This window comes from Paenarthrobacter sp. NPDC089307, from assembly GCF_040685055.1.
GTDB lineage: Bacteria > Actinomycetota > Actinomycetes > Actinomycetales > Micrococcaceae > Arthrobacter.
In genome coordinates, this window is the sequence record NZ_JBFBHE010000006.1 from 107,539 (window position 1) to 126,921 (window position 19,383).

Sequence of the window (19,383 nt, forward strand, 5' to 3'; positions counted from 1 at the left end):
AGCTTCGCCACAAAAGTGTAGACATTAGACGTCAAACGTCTAACCTTTAGATATGGCGACGACCCCTCTGACACCCACGACAGGAAACATCCCCACGATCTCTCCCGGAGCTGCCCAGGCCCCTGCCACTTCGGTGCAACAGGCGGTTCCGAAGTCGCGCGTCGTCGCCGTCGTCGGCATTATTGCCGTGATTCTCATCGGCCTGAACCTTCGCGCCGGCATCACCAGCGCCGCGGCGCTGTTCCACGAACTGCAGCAAGTGCTCGGCTATGGGGCACTGGTGGCCTCCATCCTGCCCTCCATTCCGCTGCTCTGCTTTGCCGTTGCCGGGCTGGGAACGTCCTGGCTGACGCGGCGGGTTGGCGTGGAGAAGGCCATCGCCATCGCCTTGGCCCTCCTCGCTGCAGGCCTGCTGGTCCGCGGCGTGCCTGCGACCGGCGCCCTGCTCGGCGGGACCGTCCTTGCGATGTCAGGCCTGGCAGTGTGCAACGTGGCCATGCCGTCGTTCATCCGTGAGCACTACGCGGACCGCACCTCCATGATGACCGGCCTCTACACCTTCACGATGTCCGGCGGCGCTACCTTTGCTGCCGCAGTCAGCGTTCCCTTGGCCCAGCAACTCGGCACCCCGTCCATGGGCCTGGCGGCCTGGGGGCTGCTGGGTGTTGCGGCGCTTCTGGGCTTCCTGCCGGTTGTCCTGCACACGCACCGGAACACCACCAAAACCGACAGGCCACGCGTGTCCATGTGGCCCCTGCTCCGCACCCGCCTGGGCATCCTGATCACGGCCATCTTCACGTTCCAGGCGTTCCTGGCCTACGCCGTGATGAGCTGGTTCGCCTACATCCTTACCTCGCAGGGCCTCAGCGCTTCAGAGAGCGGGCTGCAGTTCGGCGTGATGCAGCTCGTTTCCGTCGCCGCCGGAATGATTCTTCTCGCCTTCGGCTCCAGGCCGGGCATGCTCCGGCCAGCACTCTATCTGGCCAGCAGCTCCACCTTACTGGCCATCGCAGCCATGCTCTGGCTGCCGACGTCGCTGGCAGTCGTGCCGGCCGTGCTGTTCGGGTTCGGCTTGGGCATCTTCCCGCTGGTTCTGGTGATCATCAGCCGCAGCGGAGGTTCGACGGCGGAAACCACCGCGCTCTCCACCATCGCCCAATCGCTGGGATACTTGATTGCGGCAATTGGTCCCTTTGGCATGGGGCTGCTCCACAGCGCCACCGGCGGCTGGGTCCTGCCCATGAGCTTGCTCTCGATCGTGGCCGTGGCGCTCATGGTCACCTGCCACCTGCTCACCAGCAAACGCACTGCCACCAAGACCGGACCGAGGACAGCATGACCCTGACGCCTTCGCATCGCCCGGCCCTGGCCGAGGAGATCACCGCCAAGCTGCGGGACATGATCAAGTCCGGCGAGTGGCCGCTGCAGGAGCGCATCCCGGCAGAGCCTGAGCTCATGGCAAGCCTGGGCGTCTCCCGCGGGACCTTGCGTGAGGCCATCAAGGCACTTGCCCACTCCGGGATGTTGGAAGTCCGCCGCGGTGATGGCACCTACGTGCGGGCCAACAGCGAGATGTCCGGTGCTGCACAGCGAATGTACCTGGAGCACACACAGGAGCATATTGTGGAGGTCCGGCTCGGGTTGGACACGCAGGCGGCGCGCCTGGCGACCAAGCACGCCACTGCGGAAGACATTGCCGAGATGCGGCGGCTCCTCGCCCTGCGCCATGATGCGTGGCTGGCTGAGGACTACCCGGCGTGGGCACGGGCGGACTGGGATTTCCACGAACGCGTTGCCTCGGCCTCAGGCAATCCCCTGCTGCACCAGCTGTACGCTTCCTTCGGCGGCGTCTTCCACAACGACCTCCTCCGGCAACAGCGCAAGGAAGGCTTCAACGGCATCCCGCGCGAAGGCCATGACGAACTCGTGGACGCGCTGGAGGCCCGCGATCCCGACGCCGCCGTCCGCAGCGTCTACCGGAACCTGGATTACTGCTCCGACGCAGCGCCACGCTGACAGCAACCCGTTAAAACAACGCGGGGTCACTTATGGCCCATCCGGAAGCTCCGAATGGGCCATAAGTGACCCCGCGTTGGTTTTAGACCTGCGCGGAGACTCCGTCGCGGGAGATGTTGACCATGTCCTCGCGCGGCACAACCTTGATGCGCTCACGCTTGACCTCGACGCCGTGCGAACCGCCGGCCTCGGTAGCTGCGGCACCGAGTGCCAGTTCGTGGGCGTCCAGGGCCAGCCAGCCTTCCCAGCTGGTGAACTTGACGCCGCGGGCGTCGAGCAGATCCACGACGGCGTCTGCCGCGGGAACTTCTGCCAGCGGCAGGTTTTCGCGGTCCTCCAGAAGATACGTAACGGTTTCCAGGGCATCGCCCTTGGTGTGGCCGATGAGGCCAACCGGACCACGCTTGATCCAGCCCGTTGCGTAGAGGCCCGGCACGTGCTGGCCGTCGGCGTCCAGGACGCGACCGCCGTCGTTCGTCACGACGCCCTTCTTGTGATCGAACTCGACGTCCGGCAGGGCCGAACCGAAGTAGCCGATGGCGCGGTACACGGCCTGGACCGGGTAGTCGATGAACTCGCCGGTACCGCGGGCGTTGCCCGTGCCGTCCAGCTCGGTGCGCTCGAACTTGATGCCGGCAACCTTGCCCGGAGTCTCGGCGGAGTCCACGATTTCCACCGGGCTGTGCAGGAAGTGCAGGTGCAGGCGGCGGGAAGCCTTGAGTTCGGAGAGGTCCTCGGGCTGCTCTGCGATCCAGTTGGTGAGCGTGCCGACCATGGTCTTGGTCTGGTTGTTGGTCTGGACCTGGCGGTCGGACTCTTCGTCGAACTCGAAGTCCTCCGCGTAGAGGATGATGTCCACGTCCTTGGAGTGCGAAAGTTCGCGGAGCTCCAGCGGGGTGAACTTCACCTGGGCCGGACCGCGGCGGCCGAACACGTGCACATCCGTGACCGGGGAGTTCTTCAGGCCGGCATAGACGTTGTCCGGGATTTCAGTGACCAGAAGGTCATCGGCGTGCTTGGAGAGGACACGGGCCACGTCCAGGGCCACGTTTCCGTTGCCGAGTACCGCGATTTCCTTGGCGTCCAGGGGCCATTCGCGGGGTACGTCCGGGTGTCCGTCGTACCAGGAGACGAAGTCGGCGCCGCCGAAGGAACCCTCAAGCTCGATGCCCGGGATGTTCAGGTCTGCGTCCTTGATGGCGCCGGTGGCGAAGATGACGGCGTCGTAGTGCTTGCGCAGGTCCTCGATGGAGATGTCCGTGCCGTAGTCGACGTTGCCGAAAAAGCGGATGTCGCCGCGGTCCAGCACCTTGTGCAGGGCGTTGACGATGCCCTTGATGCGGGGGTGGTCCGGAGCAACGCCGTACCGGATCAGGCCATACGGTGCCGGGTAGCGGTCAAAGAGGTCGATGCTGACGTTGAGTTCGCCACTCTTGACCGCTTCGCTCTTGGTCAGGATGTCAGCTGCGTACACGCCGGCGGGGCCGGAGCCGATGACGGCGACGCGGAGCGGACGTTCCGCAGAACCTACGGGGGTGCTAATTGACACGGCTGTGTTCCTTCTACTTTTCGGGCCTCCCAACTGAGTGGCAGTTGAGGTCGTTTTGAACGCTCAGAACGACCTGATCTGCTACTTAGTTGGGCCGGGGGCTAGTTGGTGCGGACGCGGGGACGGTTGGGGGTAATGGTGCTGTAGTCTGCGGTCTTGAAATGCTGGGGCGCAAAGGGGCTCACGCGGACAACGTCGCCGATCACGATGACCGCTGGATTGGCCACACCCACGGCTTCCGCCTGGTCCGCGATGCTCCCCAGAGTGCCGATGGTGACGCGTTGATCCGGCAAATACCCGTTCTCTACGATACCTACTGGAGTGTCCAACGGCAGACCCGAGCCAGCGAGGGCAGCCGCGGAATCGCGCAATTGCGCCACTCCCATGAGCAACACCACAGTGTGGTCGGGGCGCGCGGGGACTTCGGACAGTTCTTCATGGCCGGTCACCACGCTGAAGCCCTTGGCGAGTCCGCGGTGGGTTACCGGGATACCGGCTGCGGCCGGAACCGAGATGGCCGACGTCACGCCGGACACCACTTCAACCTCGACGCCGTTCTGCCGGCAGAATTCCGCTTCCTCGCCACCGCGGCCCAGGACATAGGGGTCGCCGCCCTTGAGGCGGACCACTCGGTTGCCCTTGAGGGCTTCGTCAACGAGGATGCGGTTGATCTCAAGCTGGGGCACCGGGTGATGGCCCGGCGTCTTGCCGACCTCGATCACGCGGACATCCGGGGCGAGCTCCTTGAGCAGCTCGCGCGGGCCAAGACGGTCGGCAACCACGACGTCGGCCTGACCCAGCAAGCGGCGGCCGCGGACTGTGATGAGTCCCGAGTCGCCAGGACCACCGCCAACCAGGGCGACCGAGCCAACAGGCGACTTGGCGTTGACCTCGGGTTTGCGGTGCCTTCGGAGCGGGAGGTCACCTGTTTCGAGGGCGGTGGCAACAGCGTTGCGCAGGGCCATGGCGCGGCGGGGGTCTCCACCGGCGTTGATGGCGATCTTCACGTCATCCACCACGGCCACGGCGGGAGTCCACGCGGCTGAGGCTTCGTGATCGGAGGCGTTGACGCACCAAATGCGCTGCGCTTCGGCGTCGGCCGCCACTTGGGTGTCCACGGCGGAAGTGCCGGTGGCTGTCTGGACGAACCAGACGCCGTCGAGGTCTGAAGTACGGTACTCGCGCGCTTCCCACGTGAGGAGGCCCGATGCCGCCTGGCTTTGGAGTGTTTCGGTGGCAACGGGAGCGACCACGGTAACTTTCGCACCGGCGTCGAGCAGTCCCTTGGCGCGGCGCTGCGCGACGGGTCCGCCGCCCACAACCAGCACCGGGCGGCCGAGCAGCCGCAGTGCCGTGGGGTAAATGTCCTGTATTGCCATGAAAAAACTGTAGGGCGGCGCCGTAATATGCTTCAAAGGCTCGGAAACAACCGGTAACGCTGGGTAACCCGGCGTCACAAAAAGTTTCACAGCTGTCCGTGGCCTAAAAGACCGACCAGCCGGTGCGCGTCGTGAATTCGTCCAGGGCGGCCACCCCTGCCACGGAATTTCCGGATCTGCCCAATCCTGGGCTCCACACGCTGATGGCGCACTTGTTGGGAACCACCGCCACGATGCCCCCGCCTACCCCGCTCTTGCCCGGGAGGCCTACCCTGTACGCGAATTCGCCCGCGGCGTCGTACGTTCCGCAGGTGAGCATCACGGCGTTGATCCTCTTGGTCTGCGCCGGGGACAACAGCAGGTTTCCGTCAGCACCCAAGCCGTTGGAGGCCAGGAACCGGGTTGCGAGCGCCAGGTCTTCGCAGGTCATGGCCAGGGCGCATTGCTTGGCGTAGGAATCCAGGACGTCGTCCACTTGATTTTCCAGGTTGCCGCAACTTGCCAGGAAATGGGCCAGGGAGGCATTGCGGTGGCTGTTGTCCAACTCGGAGGTGGCTACGCGGTGGTCGGTATCGACGCCCGGGTTGCTGGTTTCCTGCCGCATCAGGTCCCGAACGGCGTGGGCTGCGTTTCCGGTGATGCTCAGAAGCCTGTCCGTCACCACGATTGCTCCGGCGTTGATGAAGGGGTTCCGGGGGATCCCGTCTTCGCTCTCCAACTGGACCAGGGAGTTGAACGGGTTGCCTGAGGGCTCACGGAATACCCGTTTCCAGATTCCGTCGCCGTCGTAGGCCAGCACCAACGCCAGGGCAAAGACCTTGGAGATGCTTTGGATGGAAAATTCCACGTGGGCATCCCCTGCGGAGTAGACCTCGCCGTCCCGGGTGACCAGCGACATGCCGAACTGGTACGGGTCCACGGCTCCCAGCTGCGGGATGTAGTCGGCCACGTTCCCTTGGCCGACCTGCAGCTGGACGGCCCCGACGATGTCGTCGAGGAGGTTTTGGATATCCACGGTTCTAGCCTTTGGTCTTTGCGTAGGTCCAGAGCCTGATCTGGAGGTGTGCCAGCAAACGTTCATCTGCGGATTGCAGGTCAAGTCCTGCCACTTCGCAGGCCCGGCGGAGCCTGTAGTGGACCGTGTTGCGGTGGACAGCCAATTCCTCGGCGCAGCGGTTCACGTCGCCGAAGAACTCAAGGTACGTCAGCAGCGTCATGGCGAATTCGGGGTAACGCATGCACAGCCGTGTGATGCCTGCATGGCGGAGCGTGGTCCTTGAGTCCAGCAGCTCCAACAGCTCCCGGGTCAGGACGGTGGTTTCCACATCGCTGTAGGAAGCTACCCGGACCGAAGGCGTTGCCTCCATGACCTTGAGGACACTGCGGACGTGATCGAGGGTTGCCTGGAGCGCGTCCAAACGGGGAACGATCGGGCCCACAGCGGCCTGTACCTGGAAGTGCAGGTGAGTGGTGACGTCACGGACAATGGTGTTGACCAGCCGGTTGATGGCCGGGAGGGATTTCAGCGGGTCAAGGTCCGGAAGGATGATGGCCGTTTCCATCCCCAAGGCGCCTACCACCGCACCCGGCCGATACGCCGCTGCGTGGATGGATGCCACTTTGGAGAGCTCTCCCCTGCGGAGCTGGAGTCCTGCCGCGCTCTGGCTCAGCCCACCGGCGGAAATCAGCACCAAGGCGGCCGGTTTTGCCGGATCAATACCAGCGGACTGTGCCTGTGATTGCACTTGTGCCGTGCCGCTCAGAAGGCTCGAGACCCGGTCTTCGCGCATGGATTGGGATTGCTCGTTGCGGTGCCGGACCAGTTCGATCGCCGCGTGCCGGGCAGCACCCACCATGATCCGGTCCGTGTTGGCGGCCAGGGGTTCAGCGCCCTCCTGCAGCCAGATGTAGCCCATCACGCGGCTGCCGGCATGGATGCCGATGGCTACGCGTTCCCGGAGCCCGGCCTCGGGGTTGGCCTCCACATGGACCGGCGCTTCCGTGGCTTGGAGGTGCTTGTAGACTCCTGATTCCTTCAAGAGTTTCTGGTATTTTTCCGGACCCCGCCGCGCCAGGATCGAAAGGCGGCGAAGCTCGTCAACGTCATTGGACGCCGGCGAATACGCGAGCACCCTGTTCCCCGGATCCTCGATCACCACGTGCCCGTTGGTGAGGGTAGCCGTGGTCTGGGCTATGGCGAACAAGTCCCGGTGAACCGAGGTGACGCCCTCCCCTGGCAGCTCCCTGCCCTGGTTTTCGTGGACACGGTCCAAGGCAATGCTCTCGAACTTGTCCCATCTCAAACCGGGAGCCACTGCCACCAAACCGATTCCCGTCGGCTGCAGCAGCTCCGCGGCGGCCTCCAATTCCCGTTCGCTGCCTTTGACTGCCACTGCCGTTGGCCTGCTGGCAACAATCCTGCGAAGGGCCGGGAACGCCGCGCGCCCCCGAACGCCGATCAGCATTACCAGGGCCCCGGGCCGGACAGCGTCCTCGTCCTCTGCGTCAACGATGACCGTTTCACGGACGGCCCTGTTGTCTTCTGCCGGGGCCAACAGCAGCCGTGCGTTGTCGACTCCCAGGTCTTCAAGGACGTCGCTCAATAAGGTGACGACACCGTCGTCGTCGATTTCCAGCGCTTTCAACGAAGCTATCGCTTCCTCTCATCATCAGGTCGTTTCAGCAGGGCACGCCCTCGCCGTTGAGGGGGCCTGCCGGTACATGCACGCGGGCACGCACAGCGAGAAACATTACCGGCCCTTCAGAACACCAGTGTTGTCTGCCCGGCACAAGAGCGGAACCCGGAATTTGGTTCGCCAGCCAATTTGCCGGCGACCGTTGCGACCTAGAGTTGTTGACTGTCCCAAACGCCACAAAGTCTGCCGGCCGTTGATGTCCGGCAGTCCAGTTTCGGAGTATTCAGCCACCTGAGGTGGCGCCGGAGTCAAAGGAGACCCCCACAGTGATACCCACCCCTGCGTCCACAGAGACCCTGACACCCAGTCCGTCCGAAGAAAGACTGGCTGCCCGTCCGTCGTCGGGAGGCTTCTCCCGGGAGGAAGCCGGCTACCGCAAGACGCTCAAGCCCCGGCAGATCCAGATGATCGCCATTGGGGGTGCGATCGGAACCGGGCTGTTCATGGGTGCCGGTGGCCGCTTGAACGGATCCGGGCCCGCACTGATCCTGGTCTACGCCGTCTGCGGATTCTTCGCATTCCTGATCCTGCGGGCACTGGGCGAGCTGGTCCTGTACCGTCCCACATCCGGATCCTTTGTGTCCTACGCCCGTGAGTTCTACGGAGAGAAGATGGCTTACACGGCGGGCTGGCTCTACTTCCTGAACTGGGCCATGACCTCCATTGTGGACGTCACTGCCGTGGCCCTGTACGTGAAGTTCTGGGGCCAATTCTGGGCGCCCATCAATGACATCCCGCAATGGCTGATCGCGCTCGTCGCCTTGGTTGTGGTGCTCGCGCTGAACCTGCTGTCAGTAAAGATCTTCGGAGAGATGGAGTTCTGGTTTGCCTTGATCAAGGTGGGCGCCTTGGTGGCCTTCCTTGTGGTGGGAATCTGCTTCATCGTGTTCGGGGGACGGACCGATGTTGGAGTTCCGGGTTTGAACGTCATCGCAGAGAACGGGGGCATCTTCCCCACCGGAGCTGTGGCACCCCTGCTGGCGATCAGTGGTGTGGTGTTTGCCTACGCGGCCGTGGAACTGGTGGGCACCGCTGCCGGGGAAACAGCCAACCCGCACAAAGTGATGCCCAAAGCCGTGAACACCGTAGTTATCCGGATCGGAATTTTCTATGTTGGTTCTGTCCTGCTGCTTTCACTCCTGCTGCCGTTTACTTCCTACAAGTCCGGCGAATCGCCCTTTGTCACCTTCTTCTCACACCTCGGCGATCCGCAGGCCGGTGCCATTTCCGCGTCAGTAATGAACTTCGTGGTCCTCACCGCGGCCCTCTCCAGCTTGAATGCAGGCCTCTACTCGACGGGCCGCATCCTCCGCTCCATGGCGGTGAACGGCTCGGCACCGCGGTTCACGGGCCGGATCAGCGCCTCCGGTGTGCCTTACGGCGGCATCTTGCTGACGGCGGCCATCACCTTGGCAGGCGTGGGCCTGAATGCCGTTGTGCCCTCGCAGGTTTTCGAAATCGTGCTGGAAGTTTCGGCCGTGGGCATCATCGGCGGTTGGGCCACCATCATGCTGTGCCACATCAAGCTCCAGTCCTGGGTCCGAAGCGGGAAGGTGGTTCGTCCGGCGTTCCGGCTCTTCGGTGCCCCCTTCACTTCCTACCTGACCCTCGGTTTCCTGGCTTTCGTCCTGGTGACCATGGGCTTCTCCGAAACGGGCCGCTGGGTGCTGGCGTCCCTCCTGGTTCTGGCACCGCTGCTGGTAGCCGGCTGGTACGCATACCGCGGCCGGATCCGCACCGCCTCGAAGTCCTAGAGTCCCTCCAGTTTGAAAGCGAAACACATGAACGCCCCCTCCCCGTCCCCCGCCATCGGTACGCCCAGCAGGGCTTGGCGATCCCGTGCCGATGCCTGGGAGTTCCTGGGATACGCCCTCAGGCAACTGGCTTCAGCACGGCACCCGGAGTCCGGTTTGAGGTCGCAGGTAGACCGTACGTTCGCCCTGCTCGACGCCGTTGAGCCCTATTGGGCAGAACCCGGAGTCAGCGCCGTGGCCCAGTTGCGCCAGCTGCTCGACGACGGCGAACCACAGGCCGCGCTGCAGCTTCTGGGCGGCTTGCCCAACCTTCCGCTCGCTTCCTCTGGAGAACCGGCTGCCGTGCCGCGCGGTGAGGGGCCGGACGACGACGCCGTGGAACAACCCGATCCGGCGGAGCGTCCGCGTTTCGAAGTCCTGGTGGTGGATGCGCTTGCACCCGAGGAGGTTGAAGCACTGAAAAGCACCATGGCGGCGCAGCGCCGTCCCTCGGACGCCTTCACGTACACGGTCAATGTGGTTCCCAGCTATGAGGATGCCTTGGTTGCCGTCCTGCTGAATCCGGACATCCAGGCCGTTGTGCTTCGGCCGGGTTTCTCCATCCCCAGCGCGCAGTTACTGGGCAGCGACCTTCGGCGGTTCCTGGCCCGGCACACTTCTGCCGACCTTGCAGAATCACGGCCGGTCCGGCGGATCCTTTCCTTGGCGGAGGCCATTTCAGGGCTGCGTCCCGAGTTGGATGTCTACCTGGTAGCTGGCGTTTCCATCGAGTCTCTCGCCGGGTCACTCACCCGGAAGTTCCGGCGCATCTTCCGCAGGCAGGACCACCTGGACCTTCATTTGTCCCTGTTGTCCGGAGTGGCCGAACGCTATGAAACACCCTTCTTCACGGCCCTGCAGGAGTACAGCCGCCGGCCCGCCAGCGTCTTCCACGCGCTGCCAATTTCCCGCGGTGCGTCAGTGGGAAGTTCCCCGTGGATCCGGGACATGGCCGACTTCTACGGGACCAACCTGCTCCTTGCAGAAACGTCAGCCACTTCCGGTGGGCTGGACTCGCTGCTTGATCCCCACGGGTCCATCAAGCGTGCGCAGGACCTCGCGGCCAGGGCCTTCGGGGCGCAGCGGACCTACTTCGTCACCAACGGCACGTCTACTGCCAACAAGATCGTCCACCAGTCGTTGCTCGCTCCGGGCGACGTTGTCCTGGTTGACAGGAACTGCCACAAATCACATCACTATGCCTTCATGCTGGCAGGTGCCCGAGTTTCCTACCTGGATGCCTACCCTTTGGACAAGTACGCCTTCTACGGGGCCGTGCCGCTGGCAAGCCTGAAGCGGAGGCTCCTGGAATACCGCCGGGCCGGGAGGCTCCACGAAGTGAAGATGGTGACGCTCACCAACTGCACTTTTGATGGTGTTGTCTATGACGTCGAGAGGGTCATGGAGGAATGCCTGGCCATCAAACCGGACCTGGTCTTCCTGTGGGATGAGGCCTGGTTTGCCTTTGCGCGCTCCCATCCGGTGTACCGCCGTCGAACCGGCATGGCGGCCGCAGCAGCGCTGGAAGCGGCGTTCAGCAACCCGGCCTACGCCGCCCGCCATGCCGAACAGGCGGCCGCCCTTCATGATCCGGCCACCGGCGAGCCCGTGGACGACGACGCCTGGCTCAACACCCGCTTGATTCCGGACCCGGCAAAGGCCCGCCTCCGCGTCTACGCCACCCAGTCAACGCACAAGACCCTGACGTCCTTGCGCCAGAGCTCCATGATCCACGTGTACGACCAGGATTTCGCGGACTGCAACCAGGAGTCGTTCCGCGAGGCGTACATGACCCATACGTCCACCTCCCCCAATTACCAGATCCTGGCGTCACTGGACATTGGGCGGCGCCAGGTGGAACTGGAGGGTTTTGGCCTGGTTCAACGGCAATCGGACCTTGCTGTGTCCGTTGCCCAGGCTGTTGCTCGGCATCCGCTGCTGAAGAAGTACTTCCGGGTCCTGTCCTCGCGTGACCTCATTGGTCCGCAATACCGGGAGACGGGTTCCACCATGCCCCTGCGGGATGGATTGGCTGAGCTGGAAGACGCCTGGCAGCGGGACGAGTTCGTTATCGATCCCAGCCGGCTGACGCTGGACATCAGCAGGACAGGGATCGACGGCGATACTTTCCGCCACAGCTACCTCATGGATGATCACGGCATCCAGGTGAACAAGACATCGCGGAACACAGTGCTGTTCATGACCAACATCGGCACGTCCCGCAGCTCCGTGGCGTACCTGATTGAGGTCCTGGTGAAACTCGCTGAGGGCTTCGAGAACCCGCATCCCTCTTCCCGGCCACGCGCCGTTGCTACCGCAGCAGACGTCTCCCGTCCGACTCCCCCACTGCCGGACTTCAGCACTTTTGCAGCGCGTTTCCGGGTTGACGACGCCTGCGAGGACGGTGATATCCGGGCCGCATACTTTGAAAGCTACAAGCCCGGCTCCACGGTGTACTTGTCCGCGGCCGAAGTAGCTGCAGCCGTGGCCAAGGGACAGGAGGTGGTGTCCGCTGGTTTCGTGACGCCGTATCCGCCGGGCTTCCCCATCCTGGTCCCCGGCCAGGTAGTCACCCGGCAGACCCTCGAATTCATGGACGCCCTGGACACCCGGGAAATTCATGGGTTCGACCACGAACGCGGGTACCGGGTGTTCACCGAAGGACTGTCCGTGTCCCGTCCGGGGGCCGGGCTGGTGGCAGTCGCTTCCTAGCTTGGCTCCCCGGGTTCCTCAGCCGACCCGGTTCGCACTCCAACCGAACGCTGGTGCGATGTGCTTGGCTACGTTGCCCAACAGCTTGGCGTTGTAATCGACGCCAAGCTGGTTGGGCACCGTGAGCAGGACCGTATCGGCGGACTGGACTGCCGCGTCCTTCGCGAGCTCTTCAGCCAACTGGTCCGGCTCGCCAATGTAGCTCTTACCGAAACGTGACAACGCGCCGTCGAGAATCCCCACCTGGTCCTGGCTGTCCGCCTGGGCCCGGAGGCCGAAGTAGCGGTTGTCATCGGCGTCGACGATCGGAATCACGCTGCGGCTCACCGAAACCCTCGGTTCGAAGTCATGCCCGGCGGCCGCCCAGGCTTCACGGAACAGCCGGATCTGCTCAGCTTGGAGTTCGTCAAAGGGCACGCCAGTGTCCTCGGTGAGGAGGGTGGAACTCATCAGGTTCATCCCTTGCTCCGCCGCCCATACCGCTGTCTTGCGGGTGCCGGCTCCCCACCAGATCCGTTGGGGAAGGCCCGGTGATTGGGGCTGGATCGGGAGCAAGCCGGTGGCGCCGCCGGAATAGTGCGGGTCTGCCTCGGCCACCCCGTGCCCGGCGATGGCTTTGCGGAAAAGTGCCGTGTGGCGCCGGGCCATGTCCCCGCCGTCCTCGCCGTCAGCCGGTACATAGCCAAAGTTTGCTGCACCGTTACGTGCGGGTTCGGGTGAACCACGGCTGACACCGAGCTGCAGCCTGCCATCGCTGATCAGGTCCGTGGCGGCGGCTTCCTCGGCCATATAGAGCGGGTTCTCGTAGCGCATATCGATCACGCCGGTCCCCATTTCGATGCGGCTGGTCCGCGCTGCGATGGCTGCGAGCAAGGGGAAGGGCGAGGCCTGCTGGCGGGCGAAATGGTGCACGCGAAAGAACGCGCCGTCGATGCCCAGTTCCTCCGCCGCGACAGCGAGGTCGATACCCTGCTTCAGGGCCTCCCCGGCCGAAGGTACCAAGGAACCGGGAACGCGGGCCCAGTGGCCGAAGGACAGGAAGCCGATCCGTTTGTTGTGCATGTCCGGAACAACGCAGTCCAGGGCCGGGTCATTCCTCAATCAGCGCGGCGATAATGCATGGCCACCGCGCCGTTGCCCAGTGGCTCCGCCGAGATCAGTTCGAGGCGACGGGTTCCGGGCAGCCCGCCTTGGTAGAGCGTGGGGCCGTGGCCGGTGATCATGGGATGGACCAGGAACTTGTACTCGTCGATCAGTCCCATCCGGTCCAGTTCTGTGGCGAGTTTGCCGCTGCCGACAAGCACGCCGTCTGGAGTCCCGTCCTTGAGTTCCTGCACCGCGGCGCGCAACTCGCCGACGATATGGTGGCTGTTGGTCCATGGGAAGTCGCTTCGGGTTGAAGAGACCACGTACTTGGGCTTGGTTTCCAGCTTGACGGCCCACTCCTTGAGGGCTGGCGGTGCATCAACCTCACCGTTGGCCACCAAGGGCCAGTAGCTTTCCATCATTTCGTACGTAGTACGCCCCCAGAGCATCGCACCGCTCTGGTCCAGGAGGCGCGTGAAGTGGGCGTGCGTCTCGTCGTCGGCGATGCCCTCCCGGTGGTCGACGCAACCGTCCAAAGTGACGTTGATGCTGAACGTGAGAAGGCCCATGGCCCGATTCTAGGACGTCAGGGCCCGAGGGCGCAGCCGTACGGAGGATCTTGTTGAACAGGCGTGCAGATCGCCGGAGGACTCGCCCCGCATACCCCACCAGGGTATGCTGCTACTGACCGGAACATGCATTGAAGGAACGGAGGATCGTGAGCAGGCCGTTGACCCCTCGGGTTCTCCAAGCATTGACGCAGCGGATCCCCCTCCTGCTGCTCGTGGCAACCGTCATCGCAGGCATCTTCGGCATGCACGTAGTCAACGGATCCCACGGAACGCATTCGGCCAACGCACCGTCCGTCCCGGCGGGTGTTGCCGTCCACGCGCACGATTCTTCGCAACACCTCCTTGCGACCTTGCCCGCCGAAACGGACACCCGCGCATGGGAAAGCTGCGCCTGCACTCAGGCCTCAAGCGCCAATTGCACCCCTTCGTTGAAAACGGGTTCCCTGGCTGCGCCGCCTCCGGGTACCACCATCGCCGTCTTTTCCGCCGTCTGGGGAGCACACGACGCTCCGCCATTCTGGACCTATCGGCCGGAGGCACCTGCTCCCGGCCAACTCAGCATCAGCAGGACGTAAGCCGCCAAACGGTCCGCCTCCCGACGGACCACTTCGACATACCCCGAGGCCATCCGGCCCTCCGGGGCGCATATCTGCTTATCCCTGGCGGCAGATCAAGTGCCGCCTGAATTGGCAAAGGACCATTCACTGATGAACAAAGCGCGCTTTATTGTCACCGGAACAGCTCTTGCAAGCCTGATTGCGTTGACCGGCTGCACATCGAATTCCGGCCCAGAATCCATGCCTGGCATGGACCACGGCAGCTCAGAAGCTTCTGCCAGTCCTTCGGCGAACAGCACCACATCAGCTCACAATGCGGCGGACGTGATGTTCGCCCAGATGATGATTCCGCACCACGCGCAGGCTGTGGAAATGTCAGACACAATCCTGGCAAAGAAGGACATGCCCGCTGCGGTCACTGACATGGCCGGCAAGATCAAAGAAGCCCAGGCTCCGGAGATCGAGAAAATGACGACATGGCTGGCGGGCTGGAACATGCCTGCCATGGGGTCCTCCGAGCACACAGGCCACGGCATGGATGGCATGCTGGGCGAGGCTGAGCTGGAGAAGCTCAAGGACGCGCAAGGCACGGAAGCGGCCAAGCTCTATCTCACCCAGATGATCGCGCATCATGAGGGTGCTGTGACTATGGCCAAAACCGAGATCGCGCAGGGTCAGAACCCGGAAGCCCTCCAGCTCGGCACGGACATCGTGTCCGCGCAGGAAAAGGAGATCCAGGAAATGAAGGACCTCCTGGCCGGTCTCTAGCGGCAGGTTCCGCAGACGCCCGACGGCGGGAGGTCGCCGTCGGGCGTTGCGTGCGGTAACGCGGCGCTAACCGGCCCGGTGATCAACCACCGTCGACGGGAGGAGGCCTTCGGCATGCAATGGGGCTGAGGTGACGCCAGCGGAACCAGAGAACAACAACGCGGGGTCACTTATGGCCCATGTTCACACTAAACATGGGCCATAAGTGACCCCGCGTTGCCGTAAGGAGCGGGCGTTAGCGCGAGCTGCCCGCCAGCAAACCGCGGCGCTGCAGGAGGCGCTTCTCGATCGGCCCGAATACCAGGAGCTCAATCAGGATGCCCACAAACAGGATGAGCAGGATCGCCGACATCACGATCGCCATGTCGGACAACGCGCGGCCCTGGTCAAGGAGCGAGCCCAACCCGAAGCCGATAGTGCCGCCCACGGCGATGATTTCAGCAGCCATGAGTGAGCGCCAAGAGAATGCCCAGCCCTGCTTCAGACCACCGATGTACCCGGGCAGGGCAGCCGGCAGGATGATCTGCAGCGCCATCTGAAGCCGGTTCGCACCCAGGACGGTCCCAACGCTCCTGTACTGCGGCGGGATCTGGTCGACGCCGGAAATCAGCCCGTTGATGATGGACGGGATGGCGCCCATGAGCACCACGAAGTACACCGTTGCGTCCGTCAGGCCGAACCAAATGATGGCTGCGGGAACCCAGGCCACGGACGGCAGCACCTGAAGCCCGGAAATCAGCGGACCAAAGGCGCGGCGCAAGGGAGCAACCTGTGCCAGCAGCAAGCCCACCGGTGTTGCGACCACTACGGAAATCAGGAACCCAATCAATCCCCGCTGCAGCGAAGTCCACACTGATTCCTGGACCTTGCCTTCACTCCAGAGCAGGATCAGCTGGTTCAGCACATCCAGCGGCCCCGGTACTTGGTCGCGACGCTTGAGGCCCAGCGAAACGTAGAACTGCCACGCGAGGATGAGTACTACCAGCGCCAGGACGGGAAGCAGGACGCGCTTCCATTCGATGCCGCGCTTGCGGCCAAGGTCCGACTGAAGATTGTCCAGGCCCGCTTCAAGGTCGCGAAGTTCCGAGGCGTTGCCCTTCAGCGATGGCGACGTGATGTGTTCTTTGGATTCAGTCACGGGAAGGGTCCGCTCTTCGGTGGTGATGGGGTTACTTGGCATGGCGGCGGATCTCCTCGCGAAGGCGGCGGGTAATGACACCGGTCAGCTCCCCAGCACTGCCGGCGTCGGTCCGGTGTTCTTCGGTGACGTCCCATTCGGCCACCACACGGCCGGGACGGGAGGACAGAAGCAGCACTCGCTGGCCCAGGCGGACGGCCTCGCGCACATTGTGGGTCACGAACACGATGGTCCGGCCGGTTTCCTTCCAGATGCGCTCAAGCTCGTCATGCAGGAGGTCCCGGGTAATGGCGTCCAGGGCCGCGAACGGCTCGTCCATCAGCAGCAGTTGCCGGTCCTGGGCCAACGAGCGGGCCAAGGCAACGCGCTGCCGCATGCCACCGGAGAGTTCGTGGGGACGCTTGTCCCCTGCCCCACCCAGGTGGACGAGCTCCAGCAGTTCGTTGGCGCGTTCCCTGCGGCTGGCTTTGGTGCTGGACTTGTCCGCGAGTTGCAATGCCAACTCGATGTTCCCCCGGGCAGTCAGCCAAGGGAACAAGGACGCGTCCTGGAACATGAAGGCCGCACCATCGCTGGGTACTTCAAGGGCGCCCGACGTCGGCTTTTCCAGTCCCGCCATGATGTTCAGCAGGGTGGACTTGCCGCAGCCGGACGCACCAAGGAGGGCGACGAACTCGCCCTGGGCGATGGTGGCGTTGACGTCGTCCAGCACCGGGGCGCCGTCGCCGAAGCGCTTCCCCAGGTTCTCGAGTACGACTGGCATGGTCCCGTCCTTCATGTTGATTGGTAGAGCTGATATGGCCAAAGGCCGGTCCGCTCCCCCGGCAGTTTCCAGGGGAACGGACCAGCCTGTCAGTGCTTAGTCCTGGCCAAGACCTGCGGCCGAGGTCTTCTTGCCCTCCACCTCATTCAAGGCGCGGAGATCGAAGATTCCGTTGATGTCGGCCTGCTTGGTGGTGCCCGCGTCAACACCGTCCTGCAGGAGCTTCTTGTACGTTCCTGCCAGCGGGTCGGTGGTGAACTTGATGTTCTGCAGGGCGCGTTCGATCACGTTCGCCGGGAGCGGCTTGCCTGCGGTGTCCTTGAGGACTGCGTTGATGGTGGTGGCCTTCTCTTCCGCGGATGCGGAGTTCAGCCAGTTCACGGATTCAACGTGGCCCTTCAACAGAGCCTTCACCGTTTCCGGGTGTTCAGCCGCGAACTTCTTGTTCACGATCAGGATGGTGGTGGTGAAGTCGCCCTTCTCCCACAGGTCCTTTTCGTCCACCAGGACCTTCGCGCCGGCTTCCAGCACCAAGCGGGAGGCCCACGGCTCAGGCAGCCACGCGCCGTCGAGCTTTCCGTCCTGGAAGAGCTTCAGCGACTGGGCGTTTTCGGTCGGGTTGATGTTCACATCACCGCTGCCGTCCGGGTTGGTCTTGTAACCCTGGTGGCCCAACCAGGCGCGGAGGGCGACGTCCTGCGTGCCGCCGAGCTGCGGCGAGGCGAGGACCTTGCCCTTGAGGTCGGCTGCGGAGTTGATCTCCGGCTTGACCACCAGCTGGGCACCGCCGGAAGCTGCGCCGGCGATGATGCTGATGGACTCGCCGTTGCTCTTGACGAAGGAGTTGATGGCCGGGTTCGGGCCGATGTAGGTGGCGTCGATGGCGCCGGCGTTCAGTGCTTCGATCGCGGCAGGGCCGGCGTTGAAGATCTGCGTGCTGAGCTTGGTGTCGCCCAGCTCCTTCTGGATGAAGCCCTTGCTGGTGCCGACCAAGGCCGGGCCGTGGGTGACGTTGCTGAAGTAGCCAAGCTTGAGCTCGGCGGCCGGCGTGGTGGCCGGTGCCGGCGCAGCCTGGTTGCCCTGGGATACAGCGGAGGCTACTGCGGCACCTGCGCCGATCAGCAGGACGAGGCCGACCGCCAGGCCGATCTCGAGGGTGCGGCGGCGCTTGGGTTTGGGTGCGGTCTCACCCGCGACGATGCGGGTGGTACCGGAATCGGGTTTCTGTGACTCGGGTGTGTTTGCCATGGGGGGTCCTTAGGAGAAGTGGGATGCGAAGGGGGCGAAGATCAGGCCCCGCGACATCGCCCGTGGAGGGCAAGGAAGGACCATTCCGGAGAGGTCATGCCTTCACAGTAGGGACTGTCATATTTCCGCTTCAATCCCGCAGAAACCAAGGTTCACGCAGGTTCATGTGACGTCATATTCGCCGCAAGGTCTTCAATGTCGCGCGGAGTTGTGCGGCAGCATCCGCCTATGAGACGGGCTCCGTTTTCGCGCCACTGGGCAGCGTTGCCGGCCAGGGTCCCATCGCCCTGAACACCTTCCGACGGGCCCCAGGTCTTGGTCACGGCGTCGTAGGTCTCGCCGGAGTTCGGGTAGGCCACCAACGGCCTTTCAGTGACTCCTTGCAGCACTCGCAGCGCATCCGAGACCAGTTCCAGCGGCACGCAGTTAACCCCGACGGCGGCGACGCGCGGTTCCGCGCCAAGCAGCGCAGCAACCTGCCCAAGGGGCGTTCCGTCACTGATGTGGCCGCTGTCCCGCAGCGTGAACGTGAACCAGGCTTCGACGTCGAACTCCGCCACGAGCGCCAGCAGCGCTTCTGCTTCGGCGAACGACGGCAGCGTCTCGCAGGCCAGGAAATCCGCGCCGGCTTCCACCAACGCAGCGATCCGGGGACGGTGGAAATCCCGGAATTCTGCGCCGGAAAGCGTGTAATCACCGCGGTATTCGGAGCCATCGGCAAGGTAGGCGCCGTAAGGGCCAACCGAGCCGGCCACCAGCAACGGTCCCGCCTCCGGATTCGCGGCAATGTATTCGCGCCGTGCTTCATCGGCCAGTCGGACGCTCAATGCCACCAGATCCAGCGACTCATCTACGGACAGTCCCCGCCGCGCGAAGCCCTGTGGAGTGGCCTGGTAGCTGGCGGTAATGGCAACGGAGGCACCGGCGTCGAAGTAGTCGCGGTGGACCTGCTTGATCAGGTGTGGCTGCTCCAGCAGGACCTTCGCCGACCACAGCGCGTCTTCAAGATCGCAGCCGTGGGCTTCCAGTTCAGTGGCCAGCGCACCGTCCAGGACCAGGTCCGTACCTGACGCGAGGAGGGTGCTGAGCGTGGTGTTCTGTGGCAT

At 63.9% G+C, this 19,383-nt stretch carries 16 protein-coding genes; 6 read left to right on the forward strand and 10 right to left on the reverse strand.

What is annotated here, in order from left to right; translation table 11 throughout:
* The first annotated feature begins 52 nt into the window (after window positions 1-52).
* The gene (locus AB0N72_RS15895) at window positions 53-1,339 is read left to right on the forward strand and encodes an MFS transporter (protein WP_363933137.1); all 1,287 of its coding nucleotides are present in this window, start codon (window positions 53-55) and stop codon (window positions 1,337-1,339) included.
* Window positions 1,336-2,016: a FadR/GntR family transcriptional regulator gene (locus tag AB0N72_RS15900; protein WP_363933136.1), complete on the forward strand. Its 681-nt coding sequence runs from the start codon at window positions 1,336-1,338 to the stop codon at window positions 2,014-2,016. The genes AB0N72_RS15895 and AB0N72_RS15900 overlap by 4 nt, the downstream gene beginning before the upstream one ends.
* Window positions 2,017-2,098: 82 nt before the next feature.
* Here AB0N72_RS15900 and AB0N72_RS15905 read toward each other — a convergent pair whose 3' ends face one another.
* The 4 genes from AB0N72_RS15905 to AB0N72_RS15920 all read right to left on the reverse strand — a co-directional run bounded on the left by AB0N72_RS15905 (window position 2,099) and on the right by AB0N72_RS15920 (window position 7,589).
* Entirely contained in the window at window positions 2,099-3,565 is a 1,467-nt protein-coding gene (locus AB0N72_RS15905) for an FAD-dependent oxidoreductase (RefSeq protein ID WP_363933135.1), read from the reverse strand.
* Between the two features lie 101 nt (window positions 3,566-3,666).
* The gene (gene cobA, locus AB0N72_RS15910; RefSeq protein ID WP_363933134.1) at window positions 3,667-4,944 is read right to left on the reverse strand and encodes a uroporphyrinogen-III C-methyltransferase; all 1,278 of its coding nucleotides are present in this window, start codon (window positions 4,942-4,944) and stop codon (window positions 3,667-3,669) included.
* A 103-nt stretch (window positions 4,945-5,047) separates the two neighbouring features.
* Window positions 5,048-5,959, reverse strand: a complete 912-nt coding sequence (locus AB0N72_RS15915; protein ID WP_363933133.1) for a glutaminase — start codon at window positions 5,957-5,959, stop codon at window positions 5,048-5,050.
* 4 nt (window positions 5,960-5,963) lie between these two features.
* Window positions 5,964-7,589: a helix-turn-helix domain-containing protein gene (locus tag AB0N72_RS15920; RefSeq protein ID WP_363933131.1), complete on the reverse strand. Its 1,626-nt coding sequence runs from the start codon at window positions 7,587-7,589 to the stop codon at window positions 5,964-5,966.
* A 374-nt stretch (window positions 7,590-7,963) separates the two neighbouring features.
* On the opposite strand from AB0N72_RS15920, the gene AB0N72_RS15925 reads away from it, so the two are divergent.
* Together AB0N72_RS15925 and AB0N72_RS15930 are read left to right on the forward strand one after the other, a co-directional pair.
* Window positions 7,964-9,394 carry an amino acid permease gene (locus AB0N72_RS15925; RefSeq protein WP_363933317.1) on the forward strand — a complete coding sequence of 477 codons (1,431 nt, stop codon included), beginning with the start codon at window positions 7,964-7,966 and terminating at the stop codon, window positions 9,392-9,394.
* A 27-nt stretch (window positions 9,395-9,421) separates the two neighbouring features.
* Window positions 9,422-12,145, forward strand: a complete 2,724-nt coding sequence (locus AB0N72_RS15930; RefSeq protein ID WP_363933129.1) for an aminotransferase class I/II-fold pyridoxal phosphate-dependent enzyme — start codon at window positions 9,422-9,424, stop codon at window positions 12,143-12,145.
* An 18-nt stretch (window positions 12,146-12,163) separates the two neighbouring features.
* On the opposite strand, the gene AB0N72_RS15935 is transcribed toward AB0N72_RS15930, so the two are convergent.
* Together AB0N72_RS15935 and AB0N72_RS15940 are read right to left on the reverse strand one after the other, a co-directional pair.
* A complete protein-coding gene (locus AB0N72_RS15935) occupies window positions 12,164-13,207 on the reverse strand; it encodes an LLM class flavin-dependent oxidoreductase (RefSeq protein WP_363933128.1) in 1,044 nt (347 codons plus the stop codon).
* Between the two features lie 35 nt (window positions 13,208-13,242).
* Window positions 13,243-13,800 (reverse strand): dihydrofolate reductase family protein, encoded by a 558-nt coding sequence (locus AB0N72_RS15940; RefSeq protein WP_363933125.1) that lies wholly within the window; start codon window positions 13,798-13,800, stop codon window positions 13,243-13,245.
* 149 nt (window positions 13,801-13,949) lie between these two features.
* Here AB0N72_RS15940 and AB0N72_RS15945 point away from each other — a divergent pair, with 149 nt between their 5' ends.
* A complete protein-coding gene (locus tag AB0N72_RS15945) occupies window positions 13,950-14,378 on the forward strand; it encodes a hypothetical protein (RefSeq protein WP_363933123.1) in 429 nt (142 codons plus the stop codon).
* A gap of 132 nt (window positions 14,379-14,510) precedes the next feature.
* Window positions 14,511-15,128, forward strand: a complete 618-nt coding sequence (locus AB0N72_RS15950) for a DUF305 domain-containing protein (RefSeq protein WP_363933120.1) — start codon at window positions 14,511-14,513, stop codon at window positions 15,126-15,128.
* Between the two features lie 235 nt (window positions 15,129-15,363).
* On the opposite strand, the gene AB0N72_RS15955 is transcribed toward AB0N72_RS15950, so the two are convergent.
* The 4 genes from AB0N72_RS15955 to mmuM form a co-directional block, all read right to left on the reverse strand.
* Window positions 15,364-16,308: an ABC transporter permease gene (locus AB0N72_RS15955; RefSeq protein ID WP_363933117.1), complete on the reverse strand. Its 945-nt coding sequence runs from the start codon at window positions 16,306-16,308 to the stop codon at window positions 15,364-15,366.
* Window positions 16,298-17,029, reverse strand: a complete 732-nt coding sequence (locus AB0N72_RS15960) for an ABC transporter ATP-binding protein (RefSeq protein ID WP_363933116.1) — start codon at window positions 17,027-17,029, stop codon at window positions 16,298-16,300. The genes AB0N72_RS15955 and AB0N72_RS15960 overlap by 11 nt, the downstream gene beginning before the upstream one ends.
* A gap of 96 nt (window positions 17,030-17,125) precedes the next feature.
* A complete protein-coding gene (locus AB0N72_RS15965) occupies window positions 17,126-18,277 on the reverse strand; it encodes an ABC transporter substrate-binding protein (protein WP_363933113.1) in 1,152 nt (383 codons plus the stop codon).
* 152 nt (window positions 18,278-18,429) lie between these two features.
* On the reverse strand, window positions 18,430-19,383 hold the full coding sequence (gene mmuM, locus AB0N72_RS15970) for a homocysteine S-methyltransferase (RefSeq protein ID WP_363933110.1): 954 nt from the start codon (window positions 19,381-19,383) through the stop codon (window positions 18,430-18,432).